The sequence below is a fragment of the Glycomyces sp. MUSA5-2 genome (assembly GCF_037034145.1).
Classification (GTDB): domain Bacteria; phylum Actinomycetota; class Actinomycetes; order Mycobacteriales; family Micromonosporaceae; genus Glycomyces; species Glycomyces artemisiae.
In genome coordinates, this window is sequence record NZ_JBAGKG010000004.1 from 381,678 (window position 1) to 403,966 (window position 22,289).

Consider the following 22,289-nt stretch of genomic DNA (forward strand, 5'->3'; position numbering starts at 1 on the left):
GGCCCGAACGACGGCGGCGCCCGGAGCCTTCAGGCTCCGGGCGCCGCCGCGCGTCCAAGGCCGGGAAATCGTGCATCCTATAGGATATAGGATGTACGATTCAGTCGCGGAATCCTATATCCTATAGGATATATCCTATGTGGTCGCGGGTCAGTCGGCCGGGGTCAGACGGTCGCGGTCTCGCCGTTCGCGATGCGCCGGTACGAGTCGCCGACGAGGAGCGGGAAGAGGCGGTCGGGCAGGCCCAGGCCGATGTCGCTGAGGATCGCGTCGTGGATGGGGTGGACGGCGGGGGCGTCGACGGCGCGGGCGAAGTCGATCGCCTCGGAGAGCTTGAGCCAGGGCGCGGCGACCGGGACGAGGAGGGTCCGCACGGGCATGTCGGGGACGGTGAGCGAGTCGCCCGGGTGGTAGACGCCGTCGACGAGGTAGCAGACGTTCGCGACGAGCGGGATGTCAGGATGAATGACCGCATGGCGCCCGCCGAAGACCTTGACCTCGGTGCCCGCCACGGGGATCGCGTCGCCCGGGCTGACGCATGTGAACTTCAGGTCCCCCAGGGTCGCGGCGAGCGCCTCGGGGCCGAAGACGGGGACGTCGGGGCGGGCGGCGTGGAAGTCGCGGAGGCGGGCCTCGTCGACGTGGTCGGCGTGCTCGTGGGTGATGAAGACGGCGTCGGCGTCGTCGAGGGCCGCCGGGTCGGAGTAGGCGCCCGGGTCGATGACGATGAGGCCCTGGCCGGTGTCGAGCCTGACGCAGGAGTGGCCGAACTTGGTGAGTCGCATGGTCACACAGTATGACTCGGGGCCGGGCCGCGGCGGGCCGTTCCGGCAATGGGCTAGACGGTGAACGTGCCGGTGGCGGCGCTGATGGCGACGGCCGCGGCCCCGGCCGCGGCGGCGAGGCCGATGAGGGCCCAGTCGGCGGGGCGCATCCGCTGCTCGCGGGCGTGGGTGCGGGGGATCTCGGTGTCGAAGCCGCGGGCGTCCATGGCGGCGGCGAGGCGTCCGGCGCGGCGGATCGCGCCGACGAGGAGCGCGAACATCGTGGAGGCGAACAGCCTGGTGCGCCGCAGCGGGTTCCAGCCGCCTTCGAGGCCGCGGGCGCGGCGGGCCGTGGTGATCTGGCGCCATTCGGCGGCGAGGAGCGGCAGGAGCCGCAGGGCCGCGAGCGACCCGATCGTGAACCGGGCCGGGGCCTTGAGCTGCTGGGTGAGGGCGTCGGCGAGGTCGGTGGGGTCGGTGGTCGCGAAGACGAGGACGCCCGCGGTGGCGGCGACGCACACGCGCAGGCCGATCGCGGTGCCGTCCAGAAGCGCCCCGGTACTGATCTCGACGGGCCCGAACGCGACCAGGGTGCGGCCGGTCTGCTCGGCCGCGAAGACCGCGTTCACGAGCACGACCGTGCCCGCCGCGGCCCACAGCCAGCGCAGCCGCACCGCGAGCGGGCCGGGGCGGATGCCGGTGAACGGCAGGACCGCCGCCACGAACGCGAGCAGGAGCAGCGGGGTGAGCCAGTCCGCCGCGACGAGCGCGACGGTGGTGAGCAGGGCGACGGCGGCGAGTTTCGCGACGGGGTTGGCGCGGGCGATGGGCGCTTCGGGGCCGCAGACGGGCGCGAGGGTCAGCACGGGGCCTCCCTGCCGTCCTTGAGGACGAGTTCGCGGGCGCCGAGGGCCGCGGCGAAGTCGCGGTCGTGGGTGACGGCGAGAAGGGCGGTTCCCTCGTCGCGGATGCCGGCGGTGAGGTCGACCAGTTCGCCCCAGGTGCGGCGGTCCTGGCCGAACGTGGGCTCGTCGAGCAGGAGCACGCCGGGCGCGGCGGCCAGCGCGGAGGCGACGGAGAGGCGGCGGGCCTCGCCGCCGGAGAGCGTGTGGGGGTTGGCGGCGGCGAGGGGCGCGAGGCGCAGGCGTTCGAGGAGCTCCGAGACGCGGGCGTCGATGCGGTCGGCGGCCCATCCGGCCTGCCTGGGGCCGAAGGCGAGTTCGTCGCGGACGGTGGGGGCGACGAACTGGTGCTCGGGGTCCTGGAAGACCGAGCCGACGCGCACGGCGAGGCGCCGCGCGGGCAGGCGGTGGAGGGGCCGCCGCTCCCCCGGGACGGTGGCGGCGCCGCGGTCGGGCCGGGCGAGGCCCCCGGCGAGGAGCGCGAGGGTGGACTTCCCGGCGCCGTTGGGGCCGGTGACGGCGAGGAGCTCGCCTGCGCGGAGGTCGAAGGAGACGCCGTCGAGGGCGGGCTGCAGGGCGCCGGGGTGGGTGAGCGCGAGGTCGTCGGCGCGCAGGGCAAGGTCGCCGGGGGTGCCCGGCGGCCGGTGCGGGAGGGGCGCGTTCGGCACCCAGACGCCTTGGGCGGCAAGGGTCTCGCCGTGCTCGGCGAGGACGCGGGCGGCGGGCCCGTCGGCGAGGAGCCGTCCGCCGGGTCCGAGGGCGATGACGCGGTCGACGAGGTCGAGGATGTCGGCGACGCGGTGCTCGACGACGATGAGCGTGGCGCCGGAGTCGGCGAGGGCGGTGCGGAGGGCGTCGCGGACGTCTTGGGCGCCTTGGGGGTCGAGGTTCGCGGTGGGTTCGTCGAGGAGGATCAGCTCGGGGCGGCGGGCGAGGACCCCGGCGAGGGCCAGGCGCTGCTGCTCGCCGCCGGAGAGGGCGTGGGTGTCGCGGTCGGGGCCGTAGGGGAAGCCGACGGCGCGGAGCGCGTCGTGGACGCGGGGCCAGATCTCGCCGCGGGGGACGGCCTGGTTCTCCAGGCCGAAGGCCACGTCGTCTCCGGCGCGGGCCATGACGAGCTGCGTCTCGGGGTCCTGGAAAAGGATGCCGACGCGGCCGCGCTGGTCGGCGGCGGGCTTGCCGTCGAGGAGGACGTCGCCGTCCTGGTCGCCCGCGTCGTCGGTGAGGAGTCCGGCGAGCGCGGCGAGCAGGGTGGACTTGCCCGACCCGGAGGGGCCGAGCAGGAGCACCCGCTCGCCGGGCTCGACGCGGAGGTCGACGTCCGTGACGGCCTGGGCGCGGCGTCCGGCGTGGCGCCAGGCGAAGCCGCGGAACTCGACGGGGATCACGTCAGATGCGGGCCCGTTCGCGCCCGGCGGGGAAGCGGTCGAGGACGCCGGTGGGGAGCATGGCCTTGACGAGGGCCCTGGAGCCGAGCCCGGCGACGATCGCGCCGGAGAGCATGGCGAAGGCGATGTAGGGGACCTTGTAGGCCCAGAGGTCGTAGGTGGGGTAGTAGACGAAGACGTCCCAGAGGGTGGCGGCGAAGCAGGCGAGGGCGCCCGCGGCGACGGCGGCGGCGGTGCCGAAGCGGCGGTAGCGTCCCGCGGCGAAGGCGAGTTCGCCGCCGAGGCCCTGCACGAGGCCCTGGTAGACGACGAGGAGGCCCCAGACGGAGCCGAGGAGGGCGGAGACGGTGGCGGCGAGGGCTTCGGTGAGCAGGCCGGCGCCGGCGCGGCGGACGATGAGCGGGGCGAGGACGGCGGGGATGAGCCAGACGCCGTAGAGGATGCCCGCGAGCGGCGGGAAGAAGGTCAGCGCGGGGTCGACGCCGGCCCAGACGAAGTTCCAGGCCCAGAAGACGACGCCGAAGGCGACGGCGAGGACGGCGCAGGTGAGGATGTCGACGGTGCGCCAGCGTCCGGGGGCGTGGAGGGTGCTGTCAGCAGGCATGGGCTTTGCCTTTCAAGTGATGGGTACACAGCGCGACAGCGGCACACGACGACTTCCTCCGCCGGTATTACCCGGATCAGGTGTGAGGGTCTGCGGTCGGTTCCGCACTCTCAGCCATTCGGCTCCCCTGTCTGCATCGACGTTAACACCACGTGGGCCGCCGGTAGCGGGCCGCGGTCGGACCAGTGGCCCCGGGCGCGGCGGGCCGGTCGCGCGGAGCGCGGCCGGTGGGTCGCGAAGGGGCGGGCGGTCGGCCGCGCGGGGCGCAGATGGGCGGCCTCGCGGACCGCTGCCCGGCGGGGCCGGGTGCGGCCCCGGCGGGCGTGTCGCCGCGGGCCGTTAGGCTCGCGGGCATGACGAGCGAGCAGGATTGGGACCTGGTGAAGCGGGTCGTCGAAGCGCTGCCGGACGGCACCTGGACCTCGTACGGCGACCTCGCCGAGCTCATCGGCACGGGGCCACGGCAGGTGGGGGCGTACATGCGCGACGGCGACGTGACCCGGGCCTACCGGGTGCTGACGGCGGGCGGCACGGTCTCGGACGGCTTCCGCTGGGCCGACGGCCGCACGGGCAGGAATGTCCCCGACCTCCTCCGCGAGGACGGCGTGACGGTGAACACCCGCGGCCGGGCCGACAAGTCGCAGCGCATGTCGGTCTACGACCTCAAGCTCCTCGCCGCCGAACTGGACGACGAGGCACCCGCCGACACAGAAGACCAGACATAACCCGATAAATCATGATTTGCCCGGTCTAAGGGACCCCTGGCGCAAAAGTACCCCAGGGGTCCGACATCAAGCGCCGCAGGCGAAAACGCGAGCCGCGCTCGCAGCGAGGCGAGCGAGGCTGCGCAGTGCCATGCGGGCGGCCGCGCCGCGCGGAGCCGCGGCGGGCCGCCCGATGCGGCGACGCGGATCGCGCGGAGCGGCGATGGCGCCCGCCCGGCGAGGCGGCGGGCCGCGCAGAGCGGCCGCGCGTCAGTGCAGGTCGGCGTCGGGTTCGGTGAGGCGCCATGAGGTGAACGAGACCGTGAGGCCCGCTCGGGTGGGCGCGGCGCAGTACGGGCCCGCCGAGGCGGTGGCGCCCGGGTCGAGCGGGGCGAGGCGGACCAGGCGCCAGGGCTCGGGGGCGCCGTCGGGGCCCGCGGCGCGGGCGCGGACGACGACCGCGTCGCCGAAGCGCGTGGCGCGCATCGTGACTTCGCGGCCCGCCCATTCGGGGACCGGCGCGGTGGACCAGTCGGAGCGGCCGTCGGTGACGACCGCGCCGAGCTGGAGGGCGCCGTCGGCGTACTCGACGCCGGTCTTGATCCACCGCTCGGCGTCGATGCGGACCATCAGGCCCGCCTGGTCGAACTGCGCGTCGTAGTCGGCCAGAAATGAGACCTCCACGGCCCGTTCCCGGTCCCACTCCTCCAGGAGCGCGTGCTCGTTGTCGTGGACGAACCCGTAGCCGGTGTGCCGCCACGCGTCGCTGCCCTCGGCCGCGGTCACCCGCAGCCGCCCCCCGGCCTCCTCGGCCGACACCGGCAGCGACGTCCAGGCGCCGGACTTCCACGGGACTTCGATCGGTGCGTCGATGTGCATCGGCCCGAGCCTAGCGGGTCCCACCGCCGTCGTACCAGTGCTGTAGAACAGTGGCCATGGCGGGAAGCACCACGGAGACACTCAGAGACGAAGCCGAAGCGCTGCTCCGCGCGCTCGCGGGCGAGCACGCGCGCCTGCGCGACGACCAGTGGAGGGCGATCGAATCGCTCTGCACGGGCGGGCCCGACGACCCCGGTCGCCGCGTGCTCCTCGTGCAGCGCACCGGGTTCGGCAAGTCCGCGGTCTACTTCACCTCGACCGCGCTGCTGCGCCGCCGCGGCGCCGGCCCCACCGTCATCGTCTCGCCGCTCCTCGCGCTCATGCGCAACCAGATCGAGGCCGCCGAGCGCGCGGGCATCCGCGCCCGCACCATCAACTCCGCGAACCCCGAGGACTGGGACGCCATCGCCGATGCCATCGCCGAGGACGCCGTGGACGTGCTCCTCATCAGCCCCGAGCGCCTCAACAACCCGGCGTTCCGCGACCACCAGCTCCCCAAGCTCGCGGCCGGGTGCGGGATGCTCGTCGTCGACGAGGCCCACTGCATCTCCGACTGGGGCCACGACTTCCGGCCCGACTACCGGCGCATCGCGACGTTCATCGAGGACCTCCCCGAGCGCGTCCCGGTCCTGGCGACCACCGCGACCGCGAACGCCCGCGTCTCCGACGACATCGCCGAGCAGCTCGACCGGCCCGGCACGCCCACGCTCGTGCTGCGCGGCACCCTCGACCGCGAGTCGCTCCACCTGGCCGTCGCCGACCTCCCCGACAACGCGCACCGCCTCGCCTGGCTCGACGAGGCCCTCCCCCGCTTCGCCGGGTCCGGGATCGTCTACACGCTCACCGTCGCCGCCGCAGAGGAAGTGAGCGACTACCTCGGCAGCCGCGGCCACGCCGTCGCCTCCTACACCGGCCGCACCGACAACGCCGAGCGCCTCGCCCGCGAGGACGACCTCCTCAACGACCGCATCAAGGCCCTCGTCGCCACCAGCGCGCTCGGCATGGGCTTCGACAAGCCCGACCTCGGGTTCGTCGTCCACTTGGGAGCGCCGTCGTCGCCCGTGGCGTACTACCAGCAGATCGGCCGCGCGGGCCGCGCCCGCGACCGCGCCGAGGTGGTGCTCCTGCCGGGTGCCGAGGACCGCGCGATCTGGGACTACTTCGGGTCGCTGTCGTTCCCCGCGGAGGACGCGGTGCGGCGCACGCTCGACGTGCTCGAAGCCGAGGGCCGCGCGCTGTCCACCGCGGCCCTGGAGACGCGGGTCGACCTGCGGCGCACCAGGCTGGAGATGATGCTCAAGGTCCTCGACGTGGACGGGGCGGTGCGGCGCGTCAAGGGCGGCTGGGAGGCCACGGGCATGCCGTGGACCTATGACGGCGAGCGGTACGCGAAGGTCGCCGCCGCGCGGCGCCACGAGCAGCAGCGGATGCTCGCGTACGAGGCCACGGACCGGTGCCGCCTGGAGTTCCTGCGGGCCGAGCTCGACGACGCGGAGGCGGCGCCGTGCGGGCGGTGCGACAACTGCACGGGCGAGCGCGCGACCGCGGCGGTGTCGTCGGAGGCCGCCGAGGGCGCGGCGGCGGCGCTGTCGAAGCCCGGTGTCGCGGTGGAGCCGAAGCGCATGTGGCCCACGGGGATGCAGGCGATGGGGGTCGACCTGAAGGGGAAGATCGCGCCGGAGCTGGGGGCCGAGCCGGGGCGGGCGCTCGCGCGGCTGTCGGACATCGGCTGGGGCGGGCCGCTGCGGGCGCTGCTGGGCGACGGCGCGGACCGGGACGTGCCCGACGACGTGTTCGGCGCGGTCGTCAAGGTCCTCGCCGCGTGGGACTGGGCCGACCGGCCCTCCGCGGTCGTCTCGACCGGGTCGCTGTCGCGCCCGCGCCTGGTGAACGGACTCGCGGAGCGGATCGCGAAGCTGGGCCGCATGGAGTACCTCGGGGCGCTGGGCCGCACGCCGGGCGCGATGTCCGGGCAGCACCGCGCGAACAGCGCGCAGCGGCTGCACCAGGTGCTCGACGCGTTCACCGTGGACTTCCCGGTCCCGGCGGCGAGCCTCCTGCTCGTCGACGACGTGCGCGACTCCGGGTGGACGGCGACCGTGGCGGCGATGCGGCTGCGGGAGGCGGGGGCGGCGGCCGTGCATCCGCTGACGCTCGCGTTGCAGGCGTAGACGATCGCGGGCCCGGACGCCGAAGCGTCCGGGCCCGCTTTTTCGGAGGAGGAGACAGGTTCGAGGAGGCGCGGTCTGGGAGGCGCAGTCTGGGAGGCGCCGGTTCGAGGAGCGCCTCTAGAGTGCGCCGAGGAGCGCCGGGTAGTAGCCGGAGGCGTGCCCGGCGGCGTTCGGGTGGTAGGGGACGTCGAGGATCGTGAACCCGTGCAGCCACGGCGTGCGCGAGCAGATCTCGTGGCCGGTGAACTCGTCGCGCACGTCCACATAGGTGAACCCGTGGTCCTCGGCGGCGGCCTGGATGACCCCCGAGAGCAGGTCGGCGCCCTGGTTCATGCGGGCCTGCTCGGCGATGCTGATCGACCCGAGCGCGTCGCAGGTGTTGCGGGCGGCGAACAGCCGCGGGTAGCCGGTGACGAGCACTTCCGCGTCGGGGGCGCGCGACTCGATCTCCGAGTAGACCGCGTCGAGCTTCGCGGGGAGCTCCTGGGTGGCCTGGCGCTCGGACTCCTCGATCGCGGGGGTGCAGTTCTTGAACGGGGTGATGCACGCGATGACGGCGTCGGTCCAGCCGATGTCGTTGCCGCCGATGCCGATCGTGACGAGGTCGGTCCCTGAGTCGAGGGCCTGGACCTGGTTCGCGAGCACGTCGTCGGTGGTGGCGCCGCCGCAGGCGACGAAGGTGAACTCGGCGCCGAGGTCGGCGGCGAGGAGCGCGGGATGGGCCTTGTTCGAGCGCTGGCAGGCCGCGTCGGTGTAGGGCCCGGCGCCCGAACCGGAGGAGTAGGAGTCGCCGAGGGCCACGTACTCGGTCTGCTGCGCCTGCGCCGCGGCGGCGGGGGCGAGGAGGAGGGCGGCGAGGGCGGCGGCGACGGTCACCGTTGATCGTCTGAGTCGGTCCATGGGAGGTCCTTCGCGAGTCGGGGGAAGACGTGCCCATATTGTGAACTCACCGGTAACTTGCGGGGAACCCTCGGACGCCAACAAATCGGGAAATTTACACTTATCGTTCTAGCGGTGGGTGCGGCGGGGCGGGCGAACCACCCCGCCGCTCGCTCACAGGGCCCTGGCGACGGCCGGGTAGTAGCCGTTGGCGTGGCCGAGGGCGTTGGGGTGGAACGACTCCGCGGCCGGGTAGCGCAGTCCGTGCAGGTAGGGCACGTCGTCGCAGACCGCGTGGTCGGCGAAGGACTCGCGCACGTCGACGTAGGTGAACCCGTGGTCCGCGGCGGCGGCGCCGAGCACCTCGGCGAGGACGTCGGCGGCCTCGTTCATCCGGGCCTGCTCGGCGACCGACGGCTGGTGGAGCGCGCCGCACGTGGTGCGCGCGTTGAACAGCCGCGGGTAGCCCAGCACGAGGACCTCGGCGCGCGGGGCGCGGTCGGCGATGGCGCCGTAGACGCCGTCGAGCAGGCCCGGCAGCTCGCCGCGCATGAGCGTCTCGGAGGCCTCGATCTTGCCGGTGCAGTCCATGAGCGGCGTCAGGCACGCGGCGACGGCCTCGGTCCAGCCGATGTCGTTGCCGCCGATGGTGACCGTGACGAGGTCGGTCCCGGCGTCGAGCGCGCCGAGCTGCTCGGCGAGGAGGTCGGCGGCCGTCGCGCCCGAGCACGCGGCGAACTGGAGGTCCGCGCCGAGGCCGTTGGCGAGCAGTCGCGGGTAGGCGAGGTCGGAGCGCAGGCACTCCTCGTCGAAGTAGTCCCCCGCGCCGGTCCCGGAGGAGTACGAGTCGCCGAGGGCCGCATAGTCGGCGGGCCAGGGCTCGGCCTGGGCGGCGGCCGGGAGGAGGACGAGGGCGGCGGTGGCGGCCAGCGCCGCGGCCGCGAGGCGCGCAGGGTTCATTCGGGCTCCGTTCCGAGTCGGTATGAGACGGAACTTTATTGCCCTTCATTCGCGAATAGGGATGGAACCCTTGTTATGCGGAGGAATCACGTTTTCGGGCGTCTGTGGGCGCGGTCGGTTTTAGGCTGGGCGCATGGGTGATTCGACGGCGCGGCGGCGGGATTCGATGTCCGACCAGGCCCTGATCGAGGCGACGGGCGCGGACTGGCAGACGTGGCTGCGGCTGCTCGACGAGCGGGGCGCGGCGGACCTGGAGCATGCGGCGATCGCGCGGCTCCTGGTGGGCGAGTTCGAGATCGACGGGTGGTGGGCGCAGTCGATCACCGTGGGGTACGAGCAGGAGCGGGGGCTGCGGGAGCCGGGGCAGCGGCCGGACGGGACGTTCAGCGCGTCGGCGTCGAAGACCGTGGCGGGTCCGATCGGGGCGGCGTTCGAGCAGTTGGCCGACCCGGAGGCGCAGGCGGTGTGGCTGGGGGACGTGGAGCTGACACAGCGGAGCGCGTCGCCGCCGAAGTCGGTGCGGTTCGACGCGTCGGACGGGAGCCGGGTGCACGCGAACCTGACGGCGAAGGGCGACCGGACGGCGGTGCAGGTGGAGGTCGCGAAGCTGGCGTCGGCGGAGGCGGCCGCGGCGGCCAAGGCGGCCTGGAAGGAGCGCCTCGGCCGCTTGGCGGAGCGGTTCGAGTAGGGAAGGGCCCCTAGGTGGTCGTGACCTCTTCGGCGGGTGCGGCGGGGGGCGCGGCCTTCTTGTCGGCGCGGCCGCCGGAGCGGGAGATGGCGACGCCGACGAGGGCGAGCGCGCCGCCGGTGAGGGTGAGCCAGGTGGGGATCTCGCCGAGGAGCGCCCAGGACATGAGGACGACGATCGCGGGGACGACGTACGTGGTCGCGCCCATTTTCCCGGCGGTGGTGAACCGCAGCGCGTAGCCCCAGGTGAGGAAGGCGAGCGCGGTGGGGAACAGGCCGAGGTAGAGGACGTGGAGGGTCGCGGAGGCCGGGGCGTCGCCGAGCTGGCGGAACAGGAGCGGCGCGAAGGGGAGGCACAGGACCGCGGCGATGGCGTTGCCGAAGGCGGTGAACTGGAGCGAGGTGCAGTGCTTGAGGGTGGGCTTCTGCACGACGACGCTGACGGCGTAGGCGATTGCGGAGACGAGGCACAGGAGGACGCCGAGGACGGAGGTGGTGCCGTGCCGGCTCATGGAGAGGCTGACGACGGCGACGCCCGCGAAGGCGACGGCGATGCCGAGGAAGAGGCGGGGCGGGAACCCTTCTTTGAGGATCCATCCGCCGAGGAGGGCCATGAGGATGGGCCCGATGTTGACGATGAGGGCGGCGGTGCCGGCGTCGACGAGCTGCTCGCCCCAGTTGAGGGCGACCATGTAGACGCCGAACCAGAGGACGCCGGCGGTGGCGATGCCGGGCCAGGCCTTGCGGCTGGGGAGTCCTTCGCGGCGGAGGGCCCAGACGGCGAGGAGGACGACGGCGGCGGTGGCGGCGCGGCCGAGGGCGAGGGGGCCGGCGTCGAGGTGCTGTCCGGCGTCGCGGATGGAGACGAACGCGGAGGCCCAGCAGAAGACGGTGACGACGACGGCGAGTGCGGCGCGGGTGTTGAAACGCTCGCTCATGGGCGGGCTCCTCGGGCGGACGGGCGCAGGCGGGGTGTGCTGCGGGTGCGGGCGTGGCGCGGTTCGCGCCTGCGTCAAGGTAGCACCGGCGGCCGACTTCCGTATCCGTCGATCGACTGGGCGCGGGACCCCGGGTTGCGGCGGCCGGGGGCGGGGACCCTAGGATGGAAAACGGTATCTACGGGTGCGGCAGCGCCGGGGCCAGGGCGGATGCGGTCGGCCGGATCATGGCGGACAATGGTCGGACTCCTCCCGTCGGACCGAGACGAGGCGGCCGTGCTGGAGCGCGGCAGCCCGACGGGAACGGCCCATTTACTGGAGAGGGAAGCTGATTTCATGAGTCAGACCGGTTTCACCTACGTGGAAAGCGTTAGCCCCGGCAGCGGGCGGCGCGGTCCCCGGGCGGCGCTGGCCTCCGACGCCGCCGCGCTGAGCCTCGACGGCGACTGGCGGTTCCGCCTGGCCGCGGGGCTCCACGACGTCGCCGAGGGGTTCGAGGACCCCGGGTTCGACGCGGGGGCGTGGGACGTCCTCGCGGTCCCGTCGATGTGGCAGATGCACGACCTCGACGGCGATGCGCCGTACGGGAAGCCCGCTTACACGAACGTGGTCTACCCGTTCCCGGTCGACCCGCCGCGGGTCCCGGACGCGAACCCCACCGGCGAGTACCGCCGCGTCTTCACCCTCCCCGCCGACTGGCCCTCCACCGGCCGCACCGTGCTGCGCTTCGAGGGCGTGGACTCGGCGTTCGCGGTGTGGGTCAACGGGGTCCGCCTCGGCGACGGCAAGGGCTCGCGCCTGCCCACCGAGTTCGACGCCACCGAGCACGTGCGCGCGGGCGAGAACACCGTCGCCGTCCGCGTCCACCAGTGGTCGGCCGCCTCGTACCTGGAGGACCAGGACATGTGGTGGCTGTCGGGGATCTTCCGGCCCGTGTCGCTCGTGCACCGCCCCGAAGGCGGCATCGAGGACGTGTTCGCGCACGCCGACTACGACCACCGCACCGGCCAGGGGACGCTCCGCGTCGAGGCCCCCGAGGGCGCGCGGGTCACGGTCCCGGAGCTGGGGATCGACATCGCCGCAGGGGAGACCGTCTCGCTGGCGGTGGAGCCGTGGACGGCCGAGACGCCCCGCCTGTACGACGCCGAGGTCGCGACCGCCAGTGAGCGCGTCTCGCTGCGGATCGGGTTCCGCACCGTGAAGATCGAGGACGGCCTCCTCAAGGTCAACGGCAAGCGGATCCTCCTGCGCGGCGTCAACCGCCACGAATGGGACCCCGACCACGGCCGGACCCTCTCGGTCGAGACGATGCGCCGCGACCTGGAGGTCATGAAGCGGCACAACGTGAACGCCGTGCGCACCAGCCACTACCCGCCGGACCGCCGGTTCCTCGACCTGTGCGACGAGATCGGCGTGTGGGTCGTCGACGAGTGCGACCTGGAGACCCACGGGTTCTTCTTCTACGACTGGCGCGACAACCCCAGCGACGTGCCGATGTGGCGCGAGGCGTACCTCGACCGCATGGCGCGCATGGTCGAGCGCGACAAGAACCACCCGTCGGTCATCATGTGGTCGCTCGGCAACGAGTCCCACACCGGGCAGAACCTCGCCGCGATGTCCGCGTGGGCCAAGGACCGCGACCCGTCCCGGCCCATCCACTACGAGGGCGACTGGGACTCCGGGTACGTCGACGTCTACTCCCGCATGTACGCCGACCACGCCGAGACCGACCGCATCGGGCAGAAGACCGAGGCGCCCACGAAGGACCCCGCGCTCGACGAGCACCGCCGGAACATCCCGTTCATCCTCTGCGAGTACGCGCACGCCATGGGCAACGGCCCCGGCGGCATGACCGAGTACCAGCGCCTGTTCGAGCAGCACGAGCGCTGCCAGGGCGGGTTCATCTGGGAGTGGATCGACCACGGCGTGCGCATGCGCACCGCGGACGGCCGCGAGTGGTTCGCGTACGGCGGCGACTTCGGCGAGCCGCTCCACGACGGGAACTTCGTCGTCGACGGCCTCGTCTTCCCCGACCGCGAGCCCTCCCCCGGCCTCGTCGAGTTCAAGAAGGTCGTCGAGCCCGTCCGCATCACCGTGGACGCCGGCTCGCGGCGGATCACCGTGGAGAACCTCCGCGACTTCGCCGACACCGGCGACCTGGAGTTCACGTGGGCCGTCGAGGACGGCGGGGAGCCCGAGCACGAAGGGCGCCTCGACCTTCCGGCGCTCGCGCCCGGGAACGCCGCGATCGTGCCGTTCCCGGCGGGCGTCGGCGAGCTCGCCGACCCGCGCGGCGAGCGGTGGCTGACCGTGCGGGCCGTCCTCGCGAAGGACGAGCCGTGGGCCGCCGCCGGGCACGAGATCGCCTGGGGCCAAGGGCAACTCGCGGCCGCGCCCGCGCCCGCGCCTGGATCCGCCACGCTCGCGGCGTCCGCCGCCGACCGCGGGTACCTGCTCGGGGACGCCGAGTTCGACGCGTACGGGCGCCTCACCGCGCTCGGCGGCCTGGAGATCGAAGGGCCGCGCCTGGACCTGTGGCGCGCGCCCACCGACAACGACCTCCGGTCCTGGCACGCGCCCCTCGCCGACAAGTGGCGCGACAACGCCGTGGGCCTGCACCGCCTGGAGCACAAGGTCCTCGGGATCGACGCCGGGGACGACGGCCTCGCCGTCACCACCCGCGTCGCCGCCGGGGGCGCCGAGATCGGCATGGGCGCCGTCTACCGGTGGACCCGCACCGGCGGCGTCCTGTGGCTCACCGTCGAAGTCGACCCCGAAGGCGAGTGGGACTTCCCGCTGCCGCGCCTGGGCGTGCGCGCCTCGCTGCCGAAGGCGTTCGACGACGTCACGTGGTTCGGCGGCGGCCCCGGGGAAGCCTACACGGACACGAGGGACGCCGCCCGGGTCGGCCGGTTCCGGTCCACCGTGGCCGGACTCCAGACGCCGTACGTGTTCCCGCAGGAGAACGGCTCCCGCATCGACGTGCGCTGGGCCCGCCTGGCCGCCGCCGACGGCCCCGCGCTCACCGTCTACGGCGCGCCGCAGTTCGCGCTCACGGTGCGGCCGTGGACGAGCGAGGACCTGGAGGCGGCGCGCCACCGCACCGACCTGGTCGAACGCGACCGCGTCTACGTGAACCTGGACGCGGACCTCCAGGGCATGGGCTCGGCCGCGTGCGGCCCCGGCGTGCTCCCCGAGCACCGCCTCCTGCCGCGCGCCACCGCGTTCACGCTGGGCTTCCGAGCGGGCGAGTAAACACGATGCGGCGGGTTCGCGCTCCGCGGTCGTCCACCGTGTGAACTACCCTGAGTGCGGACCCGTCGCATCCCAACCGGTGAGAGAAGGACCCCTGTGCCCAAGAAGTCGAATGCCGACACCGCGAAGCGCCCCACCATCAGGGACGTCGCCGCCCGCGCGGGCGTGTCGGTGCCGACGGTCTCGCGGGTCCTCGCCGGGAACTACCCGGTGGCGCCCGCGACCCGCTCGAAGGTCCTGCGCGCCATGCGGGACCTCGACTACGTGGTGAACGCCCACGCCCGGGCCCTCGCGGGCGCGACCACCAAGACCGTCGCGTTCGTCGTCGACGACGTCACCGGGCCCTTCTACGCCTACATCGCGCGCGGCGTCGAGCAGCAGGCCGCCTCCGAAGGCCGCCTGTGCCTCCTGTGCACCACCCACGGCGACCCCGAGCGGGAGCTCGCCGTCGTCGAGCTCATGCGCGAGCAGCACGCCGAGGCCGTCATCGTCGTCGGCGGCGCCTGGGACAACGAGCACTACCAGGAGCGCATGCGGTACTTCGCGACCGCGCTCGACCGCTCCGGCTCGCGCCTCGTCCTGTGCGGGCGGCCCTCCCCCGGCGACGACGTGCCCGCCACGGTCGTCCACTACGACAACGAGGGCGGCGCGTACGCCATGGCCTCGCACCTGCTGTCGGCCGGGCACCGCCGCATCTGCTACATGGGCTTCGGCGAGGGCCTGACCACCACCGACGAGCGCATCCGCGGATTCAAACGCGCCCATGCCGACCACGGCGTGGAAGTGGACGAGTCGCTCATCCTCCCCGGGTCGTTCTCCAAGGCCAGCGGGCACGAGCTGACCCGGAAGCTCATCGCCGAACGCGACGACGTCACCGCGGTCTTCGCCGCCACCGACATGGTCGCCGCCGGGGTCCTCAAGGCCCTGCGCGAAGCGGGCGTGAGCGTCCCCGAGGACATGTCCGTCGTCGGCTTCGACGACATCCCCCTGGCCTCGGACCTGACGCCTGCGCTGACGACGGTGCACGTCCCCCACGAGCAGCTGGGTCGCGAGGCCGTGCGCCTCGCCCTCCACAGGGGACCCGAAGTGGAGGACCGGGTCGTCCTCGGCACCCACATCGTGGTCCGCGAGACCGTGGCGCCCCCGCGCCGCAAGTAGACGCACGCGAGGGGCCGGGACGTGTTCGCCCCGGCCCCTTCAGCGTCTCGGTCAGCGCTCGTCCCGGTCCCTGCCGGCTATGCGCTCCTTGGCGTCGTGGAGCTTGTCGCCGGCCTCTTCCTTGAGGTCGTGCCACTTCTCCTTCGCCTTGCCCTTGAGCTCGTCCGCGCGACCCTCGTTTTCGAGGCTCTCATTGTCGGTGGCGTCACCGAACTTCTCCTTGGCGCGGCCCTTCATCTGCTCGGCCTGGTCCTTCGCTTTGTCGAAAGCGCCCATGGTTTCCGTACCCCCTTCGGTGCGGTCATACGAACGGATACCCTTTCGGACGCGGATCATGCATCGGCGCTGTGACCAGGTGCGCCACCGGCCGGAACCCCCGTCGGATTCCCGATGGCGGATACCGGCCCGGCGGGGCAGAATTCCCGGGTGACTTCTGACAGCGCGTTCCAGATCCGGCCGGTGCTCCCGAGCGAGCACGACGCCCTCGGCGACCTCACCGTCGACTCCTACCTCAAGGGCGGCTTCCTCATCGGAGGGCTCGACGACGGCTACACACCGCACCTGCGCGACGTCGCGCACCGGGCCGCCAACGCCACCGTGCTCGTCGCCGTCGACGGGGAGCGGCTGCTCGGCGGCGTGACCCTCGCGTTCCCCGGAAGCCCGCTCATGGAGCTGGGCGGCGACGGCGAGGCCGAGATCCGGATGCTCGCCGTCGACCCGGCCGCGGGCGGGCGCGGGGTCGGGTCGGCGCTGGCGGCGGCGTGCGTCGAACTCGCGCGGGAGGCCGGCACGAAGCGCATGGTGCTGTGCTCGCAGCAGACGATGACCACGGCGCACCGGATCTACCGGAAGCTCGGGTTCGAACGCGAGCCCGCGCTCGACTGGTCGCCGCTGCCGGACGTGCGGCTGTGGGCGTTCTCCCTGCGGCTCTAGAGGCCCCGGAGCCCCGCCGCTAGAGGAACGCCCCGTAGATCCGCTTGTAGTCGGCCAGCGCGTAGTCGACCTCCGCCTGGCCGAGGCCGTAGCGGGCGAGGTCGTAGCGGTGGCCGCGGGGGCGGGTGGCGAGCGCCGCGTCGAGGGCGGCCTGCTCGGCGAGGCCCCAGGGGAGGCCGAGGCGCTGGAAGAGCGCGGGGACCTGGCGGGGCGCCTCGGTCGTGAGGTGGCGGTAGGGGACGTCGATGACGGTGTAGGCGGGGAGGCGGGCGCGCTCGGTGCGGGCCCGGTCGGTGCCGGTGGCGAGGAGGCCGAGCCACAGGCGCCCGATGTCGCCGGGGTCGGCCTCGGTGGTGTTGACGGCCATGGCGGTCTCGGTCATGGAGCACAGCGAGGCGAGGGCGTCGGCGGGCTCGCGGTGGGTCCACACGATCTGCGCGTCGGGGAAGGCCTTCATGAGGGGCCCGAGGCTCCACAGGTGGGCGGGGGCGCGCAGGACCCAGCGGCGCTTGGGGCCGCCGTGCTGGAGGACCTGGAGGGTCTGCTTGAGGTAGCGGTAGTCGGGGGCGGCGTCGCGGTCGAGCATCCACTGGACGTAGCCGGGCGGGTGGATGCGCACGAGGTGGCCGACGCCGTGCGGGAGGACCCAGATGCACGAGTCGGGCTTGTCGGGGTGCATGTCGTAGAGGGCGCCGAAGGTGGGGACGGCCTTGTGCATGGCGTCGACGGTGCGTTCGGTGCGGCGGCGGTGGTCGTGGTCGGGGGCGCCGGGGAGGTCGGGGTGCATGAGCTGGTGGAGCAGGGGCGAGCGGTTGCCGGCGGGGACGGCGAGGAGGCGCTGGAGGAGCGTGGTGCCGGTGCGGGGGACGCCGGTGACGACGATGGGGCGGTCGATCCGCTCGTCGGCGATCTCGGGGTTGAGGGCGTGGAGCTTGCGGATGCGCAGGCGGTTCTCGATGCGGTCGGTGACCTCCTGGACGGCGCCGAGCCAGCCGACGGGGGTGAGGCCGGGGACCTCGGCGTAGGCGTGGAGGAGGGTGCGCATGTCGTCGGTGAACTCGTCGTCGCCGCGGGCGGTGGAGCCGGTGCGGCTCTCGGCGTCGCGGACGGCGCGCTCGATGAGGCGGTCGACCTTCTTGCGGCGGCCTGCGATGGCGGGGGTGAGTACCGTGTTGACGGCTCTGAGCCAGGGCGCGACGCGCTCCATCCGGGTTGACTCCTTTTGTGCCGCTTGTGGATTGGGGTGAGCCTACCGTCGTGCGGCGGTAGGCCCGCCTCGGGTCCTGCCTGTGCAGGTTGTCACTGCGACTCTGCGGGTTCGAGCGGGATCGCGGCCGCGAGCTGGGGCGCGAGTTCGGCGACGAAGCGGGCGGTCAGGTGGTTGGCGTCGCGGTAGACGAGGAGGTCGCCGACGATGACGGGGCAGGTGCCGCCGTCGGTGTCGCAGATCCAGGGAATCGGGTCGACGACGGTCGCGCCGGCCTCGGCGACGGCCGCCGAGGTGGCTTCGCGCCGCGGGGGGTCGATCACGGAGTCGTCCAGGTCGGCGACGCATTCGGTGGCGGCTTCGGGATGGCTGGTGAGGCAGTCGGGGACGTTGATCTGGACGTCGGGCGAGTCGGCGAGGTAGTAGACCTCGGCCCCGGTGTCCTGGAGGCGCTCGACGGACTCGGTCCAGCCGTCGACCCAGGCCTGCTGGGGGTCGTCGGCGAGGATGTCCTTCTTGTCCCATGCGGCGGCGACGACCACGTCGGGCTGCACCTCATCGAGGAGGTCGTAGACGCCGTCCTTCCATTCGGGGCACTCGGTGTACTCGCGCTTGAGGTACGGGTCGTAGGTGTCGACGGCGGGGACCGAGCAGTTGGCCTTGGTCTGGACCAGGAGCCTCCAGCCGGAGGCTTCTGCGAGCTGGTTGAGCGCGGGGAACCACTGCGCTGCATGGGAGTCGCCGAACAGGACGACGGTCTTGTCGCCGTCGGGGTCGCCGTACCAGCAGTCGGGGTTGACCTCGGGGTCGTCGCGGTCGACCTGGCAGCCGTCGTCGTAGAGCGCGGGCTCGTCGAGCCGGGCGTCTTCGAGGGCGGGCGTGAGGTTCGCCGGAACGATGTCCACATCGGAAGATTCGTCCAGGAGCTCCCACACGGTCGAGTCGTTCCCGGTGATCTCGGCGGCCTCCTCGTTGGACGCGGTCGGCATCGGCTGGAGCGAGGCCAGGATCGACAGGGCGAGCGCGGTGGTGATGAGCCCGCCGCCCATGGCGAGCGCCCGCGACGGGACCCTGACGAGGTTCTTCCGGGTGCGGATCGGGTTCTCCACCAGGTGGAACGTGGCGACCGACAGGAGGAACGCCGCGGCCATGAGCACCAGGTAGTGGCGCAGGCGCGGCTCGTCGACGCCGAGCATCGCGGGGCCGATCATGACCAGGGGCCAGTGCCACAGGTACAGGCCGTAGGAGATCTTCCCGACGTACTGCGCGGGCGCGATCCCCAGGAGCATCGTGGCGCCGAAGCGGTGCGGCGCGCAGCCTGCGGCGATGATCAGGGCGGTCCCCGCGACCGGCAGGATCGCGGCGGTCCCGGGGAAGGCGGTCTGCTCGTCGATGAGGAACACCGAGGCGACGACCAGCGCGAGGCCGACCCACGAGAGCGGCGCGGCGACCGGGCCGGGAAGCCGCTTGAGGCGGGCCGCGGCGACCGCGACTCCCGCGCCTGCCGCGAGTTCCCAAGCACGCGTGTGGATGCCGAAGTAGGACCACGTCGGGTCGGATCCGGACTGGGTGGCGCTCAGGTACAGCGAGACCGCGCCGATCACGGTCAGGGCGACGGCGACGGCCGCCGTCCGGCGGCGGCGGAGATGCGCCTCCGGCGCGAACCGGCCGCCCCAGATTCGGCGCGCGAGGAGGGCGATCCCGAGCAGCAGGAGGGGCCAGACGATGTAGAACTGCTCCTCGACCGCGAGGGACCAGAAGTGCTGGAGCGGGGAGGGCACTGCGTCCGCGTTCAGATACTCGGTGCCCTCGCGGGCCAGGCGGATGTTGACGACGTTGAGCGCGGCGGCCGCCGCGTCTGTGGCGATGTCGGGGAGCCTGGTGCGCGGCAGCCAGATCCAGGCGGCGGCGAGCGTCGCGGCCAGGACCACGACGGCGGCGGGGAGGAGGCGCACGGCGCGCCGGGCGTAGAACCCGGTGATGGAGACGCGGCCGGTGCGGTCGATCTCGCGCAGGAGCAGCGAGGTGATGAGGAAGCCGGAGATGACGAAGAAGACGTCGACGCCGACGAAGCCGCCTCCTGAGTAGAAGAAGCCGATGTGGGACGCGACGACCGCGCCGACGGCCAGGGCTCTGAGGCCCTCGATGTCCGGTCTCCAGTGGCTGGGGCGCGCGCTGGGGGCCTTCCGTGGTGCGGCCGGGGAACCGGCCGCTTCGAGTATGGGGGCGCCGCTCGGGGGCGTCGCCGTTGGTTCCGCGTTGGTCAGACGCATATGTCGGGTCTCCGCAAAGGTTCACCGGGCAGGGACGTGCCGGTCGGGCAGGACCGGCTTCTGGCGATGGGGATCGTACCGGGGACGAACGCCGACCCTAGCATTCAGTTCTTACCCGGACCGACCCCCTCGAAACCGGTGAAATCAGTCTCAAGGGGGTCGATTACCGCGCGTAAGGCCCGTCCTGGATCGCGGGACGGGGTACCGGTCTACGGGACGCCGGGCGACTCCGGGGTCTGCCGGAGCAGGCCCTCCTGGGTCGCGGAGGCGAGGTACTGTCCCGCGGCGTCGAAGAAGCGGCCCTGGGCGAGCCCGCGGCCGTCGGCCGCGGTCGGGGAGACCGAGTCGTACAGGACCCAGTCGTCGAACCGGAACGGGCGGTGGAACCACATGGCGTGGTCCAGGCTCGTCCCGAGGTACCCGCCGGGGCCCCAGACGGCGCCGTGGCGGGACAGGACCGAGTCCAGGAGCGTCAGGTCAGAGGCGTACGTGAGCACGCACACGTGGATGAGCGGGTCGTCGGGGAGCTTCCCGTCGGCCTTCATCCACACCCGCTGCCGCTCCAGGGCCGGGCGCTCCCCCGAGGCGGAGAAGCCCGAGCCGCCGAAGTACCGCACGTCGATCGGGCGCGGCACCCGCGCCCACATGCCGAGCCGGTCCGGGTGCGACTTGAGCTGTTCGCTCAGCGGCGGGATCGACTCAGGGGAGGGCAGGTCCGGCGGGGCCGGGTCCGCGTGCTCCAGGCCCGGCTCGCCGGTGTGGAACGACGCGGACATGAAGAAGATCGTCTGCCCGCCCTGGAGGGCCACCGTGCGCCGCACCGAGAACGAGCGGCCGTCGCGGATGTTCTCGACCTGGTAGATGATCGGCCTGTCCGAGTCGCCGGGGCGCACGAAGTACCCGTGCAGCGAGTGGACGCGCCGGTCGGCCGGGACGGTCCGCCCGGCGGCCACCAGCGCCTGCCCGGCGACCTGGCCGCCGAAGACCCGCTGGAGGCCGACCTCGGCGCGCGGCCCGCGGAACAGGCCCGCGTCGATGCGCTCCAGGTCGAGGACGCCGAGGAGCGAGTCCACGGCGTCCTGGCCCACGAGGACCTCGACCATCAGGAGCCGATCTGGTGGACCCGGACCGTGTTGGTCGAGCCCGGCGTGCCCGCCGGGGTGCCCGCCACGATGACCACGAGGTCGCCGGGGGCGGCCAGGTGGTGCTCCTGCACGGTCTTGTCCACCAGCGCGAACATCGCGTCGGTGTGGTCGACGTGCTCGACGAGGTACGCGTCGGTGCCCCACGAGAGCGCCATCTGGTTGCGGACCGACTCGATCGGGGTGAGGCCGAAGATCGGGCGGTTCGGCTTCAGGCGGGCGAGGCGCTTGACCGTGTCACCCGTCTGCGTGAACGCGACGAGGGCCTTCGCGCCGATCGCGTCGGCGATCTCGGCGGCGGCGTGCGTGACGGCGCCGGACTTGGTGCGCGGGTCGTGCTTGAGCTCGGCGAGCGGGATCGGGCCGCACTCGGTGGTCTCCACGATCTTCGCCATGGTGCGGACGGTGCCGATCGGGTACTTGCCGACCGAGGTCTCGCCGGAGAGCATCACGGCGTCGGTGCCGTCGAGGACGGCGTTGGCGACGTCGGAGACCTCGGCGCGGGTCGGGCGGGCGTTCTCGATCATCGAGTCGAGCATCTGGGTGGCGACGATGACCGGCTTCGCGTTCTCGCGGCAGAGGCGCACGATCTCCTTCTGCACGATCGGGACCTCGTCGAGGGGCATCTCGACGCCCAGGTCGCCGCGGGCGACCATGACGCCGTCGAAGGCCAGGACGATCTCTTCGAGGCGCGCGACGGCCTCGGGCTTCTCGATCTTCGCGATGATCGGGCGGCGCACGCCGACCTCGTCCATGACCTTGTGGCCCAGGCGGACGTCGTCGGGGGTGCGCACGAACGACATGGCGATGAGGTCCACGCCCAGGTTCAGCGCGAACTTCATGTCCGAGATGTCCTTCTCGGAGAGTGCCGGGACGCTGATGTTCACGTTCGGGAGCGACAGGCCCTTGTTGTTGGAGACCGGGCCGCCCTCGACGACGAGGCACTCGACGTCGGTGTCGTCGGCGCCGAGCACTTCGAGCGCCAGCTTGCCGTCGTCGACCAGGAGGCGGTCGCCCTTGGTGACCTCGGCCGGCAGCTTCTTGTAGGTGCAGGACACGCGGTCGTGGGTGCCGTCGATGTCGTCGGAGGTGATCTTGATGCGGTCGCCCGCGTTCCACTGCTCCGAGCCGTTCGCGAAGGTGCCGAGGCGGATCTTGGGGCCCTGCATGTCGGCGAGGATCGCGACGGGCTTCCCGGCGGCCGCGGCGGCGTCGCGGACCATCTGGTACACGGCCTCGTGGTCGGACTGGGCGCCGTGCGAGAAGTTCATGCGGGCGACGTTCATCCCCGCGTCGATCAGGCCGGCCATGCGCTCGGGCGTGGCGGTCGCAGGCCCGATGGTGCAGACGATTTTTGCTCTACGAGTCACCCTGCGATGTTATATCGGACGCTCACTCGCACTCAGGGGGTCACCGCAGTTGAGAGCTGTGATTCACCGTATGTG

19 protein-coding genes and 1 riboswitch are annotated in these 22,289 nt (G+C 72.8%); of the genes, 6 read left to right on the forward strand and 13 right to left on the reverse strand.

The window, feature by feature from the left end; all coding sequences use genetic code 11:
* Positions 1-164: 164 nt before the first annotated feature.
* From WA640_RS15440 to WA640_RS15455, 4 genes are read right to left on the reverse strand one after another with little or no spacing between them, the layout of a single operon-like run.
* On the reverse strand, positions 165-785 hold the full coding sequence (locus WA640_RS15440) for an MBL fold metallo-hydrolase (RefSeq protein WP_335988760.1): 621 nt from the start codon (positions 783-785) through the stop codon (positions 165-167).
* A 53-nt stretch (positions 786-838) separates the two neighbouring features.
* Positions 839-1,630: an energy-coupling factor transporter transmembrane component T family protein gene (locus tag WA640_RS15445; protein ID WP_335988761.1), complete on the reverse strand. Its 792-nt coding sequence runs from the start codon at positions 1,628-1,630 to the stop codon at positions 839-841.
* A complete protein-coding gene (locus WA640_RS15450; protein WP_335988763.1) occupies positions 1,624-3,054 on the reverse strand; it encodes an ABC transporter ATP-binding protein in 1,431 nt (476 codons plus the stop codon). The genes WA640_RS15445 and WA640_RS15450 overlap by 7 nt, the downstream gene beginning before the upstream one ends.
* A gap of 1 nt (position 3,055) precedes the next feature.
* Positions 3,056-3,658 carry an ECF transporter S component gene (locus WA640_RS15455; protein ID WP_335988765.1) on the reverse strand — a complete coding sequence of 201 codons (603 nt, stop codon included), beginning with the start codon at positions 3,656-3,658 and terminating at the stop codon, positions 3,056-3,058.
* Between the two features lie 36 nt (positions 3,659-3,694).
* A riboswitch (TPP riboswitch) is annotated at positions 3,695-3,797 on the reverse strand.
* Positions 3,798-4,011: 214 nt separating this feature from the next.
* Here WA640_RS15455 and WA640_RS15460 point away from each other — a divergent pair.
* Complete coding sequence (locus WA640_RS15460; RefSeq protein WP_335988766.1) at positions 4,012-4,383, forward strand: MGMT family protein; 372 nt, start codon at positions 4,012-4,014, stop codon at positions 4,381-4,383.
* A gap of 249 nt (positions 4,384-4,632) precedes the next feature.
* On the opposite strand, the gene WA640_RS15465 is transcribed toward WA640_RS15460, so the two are convergent.
* Complete coding sequence (locus WA640_RS15465) at positions 4,633-5,241, reverse strand: DUF1349 domain-containing protein (RefSeq protein WP_335988767.1); 609 nt, start codon at positions 5,239-5,241, stop codon at positions 4,633-4,635.
* Between the two features lie 56 nt (positions 5,242-5,297).
* On the opposite strand from WA640_RS15465, the gene WA640_RS15470 reads away from it, so the two are divergent.
* Positions 5,298-7,412, forward strand: coding sequence for a RecQ family ATP-dependent DNA helicase (locus WA640_RS15470; RefSeq protein WP_335988769.1), 2,115 nt, complete (start codon positions 5,298-5,300; stop codon positions 7,410-7,412).
* A gap of 117 nt (positions 7,413-7,529) precedes the next feature.
* Here the strand turns inward: WA640_RS15470 and WA640_RS15475 are convergent, their stop codons facing one another.
* Both WA640_RS15475 and WA640_RS15480 read right to left on the reverse strand, forming a co-directional pair.
* A complete protein-coding gene (locus WA640_RS15475; RefSeq protein WP_335988770.1) occupies positions 7,530-8,312 on the reverse strand; it encodes an SGNH/GDSL hydrolase family protein in 783 nt (260 codons plus the stop codon).
* Between the two features lie 153 nt (positions 8,313-8,465).
* The gene (locus WA640_RS15480) at positions 8,466-9,251 is read right to left on the reverse strand and encodes an SGNH/GDSL hydrolase family protein (protein WP_335988772.1); all 786 of its coding nucleotides are present in this window, start codon (positions 9,249-9,251) and stop codon (positions 8,466-8,468) included.
* A 133-nt stretch (positions 9,252-9,384) separates the two neighbouring features.
* On the opposite strand from WA640_RS15480, the gene WA640_RS15485 reads away from it, so the two are divergent.
* Positions 9,385-9,939 carry a hypothetical protein gene (locus tag WA640_RS15485; RefSeq protein ID WP_335988773.1) on the forward strand — a complete coding sequence of 185 codons (555 nt, stop codon included), beginning with the start codon at positions 9,385-9,387 and terminating at the stop codon, positions 9,937-9,939.
* A gap of 10 nt (positions 9,940-9,949) precedes the next feature.
* Here WA640_RS15485 and WA640_RS15490 read toward each other — a convergent pair whose 3' ends face one another.
* The gene (locus WA640_RS15490; RefSeq protein ID WP_335988775.1) at positions 9,950-10,876 is read right to left on the reverse strand and encodes a DMT family transporter; all 927 of its coding nucleotides are present in this window, start codon (positions 10,874-10,876) and stop codon (positions 9,950-9,952) included.
* A gap of 336 nt (positions 10,877-11,212) precedes the next feature.
* Between WA640_RS15490 and WA640_RS15495 the strand changes: the two genes are divergently transcribed.
* Together WA640_RS15495 and WA640_RS15500 are read left to right on the forward strand one after the other, a co-directional pair.
* Positions 11,213-14,131, forward strand: coding sequence for a glycoside hydrolase family 2 TIM barrel-domain containing protein (locus WA640_RS15495; protein WP_335988776.1), 2,919 nt, complete (start codon positions 11,213-11,215; stop codon positions 14,129-14,131).
* 96 nt (positions 14,132-14,227) lie between these two features.
* Positions 14,228-15,289: a LacI family DNA-binding transcriptional regulator gene (locus WA640_RS15500; RefSeq protein WP_335988777.1), complete on the forward strand. Its 1,062-nt coding sequence runs from the start codon at positions 14,228-14,230 to the stop codon at positions 15,287-15,289.
* Between the two features lie 51 nt (positions 15,290-15,340).
* Here WA640_RS15500 and WA640_RS15505 read toward each other — a convergent pair whose 3' ends face one another.
* Positions 15,341-15,565 (reverse strand): CsbD family protein, encoded by a 225-nt coding sequence (locus WA640_RS15505; protein ID WP_335988778.1) that lies wholly within the window; start codon positions 15,563-15,565, stop codon positions 15,341-15,343.
* A gap of 150 nt (positions 15,566-15,715) precedes the next feature.
* Here WA640_RS15505 and WA640_RS15510 point away from each other — a divergent pair, with 150 nt between their 5' ends.
* Positions 15,716-16,222, forward strand: coding sequence for a GNAT family N-acetyltransferase (locus tag WA640_RS15510; RefSeq protein ID WP_219926853.1), 507 nt, complete (start codon positions 15,716-15,718; stop codon positions 16,220-16,222).
* A gap of 19 nt (positions 16,223-16,241) precedes the next feature.
* Here the strand turns inward: WA640_RS15510 and WA640_RS15515 are convergent, their stop codons facing one another.
* From WA640_RS15515 to pyk, 4 genes are all read right to left on the reverse strand, one after another.
* Positions 16,242-17,429 carry a sulfotransferase family protein gene (locus WA640_RS15515; protein ID WP_335988779.1) on the reverse strand — a complete coding sequence of 396 codons (1,188 nt, stop codon included), beginning with the start codon at positions 17,427-17,429 and terminating at the stop codon, positions 16,242-16,244.
* Positions 17,430-17,521: 92 nt separating this feature from the next.
* Positions 17,522-19,702, reverse strand: coding sequence for an acyltransferase family protein (locus WA640_RS15520; protein WP_335988780.1), 2,181 nt, complete (start codon positions 19,700-19,702; stop codon positions 17,522-17,524).
* A 209-nt stretch (positions 19,703-19,911) separates the two neighbouring features.
* A complete protein-coding gene (locus WA640_RS15525; protein WP_106365409.1) occupies positions 19,912-20,805 on the reverse strand; it encodes an acyl-CoA thioesterase in 894 nt (297 codons plus the stop codon).
* Positions 20,805-22,214, reverse strand: coding sequence for a pyruvate kinase (gene pyk / locus WA640_RS15530; protein ID WP_106365410.1), 1,410 nt, complete (start codon positions 22,212-22,214; stop codon positions 20,805-20,807). Before pyk ends, WA640_RS15525 begins: the two co-directional genes overlap by 1 nt.
* Between the last annotated feature and the right edge of the window lie 75 nt (positions 22,215-22,289).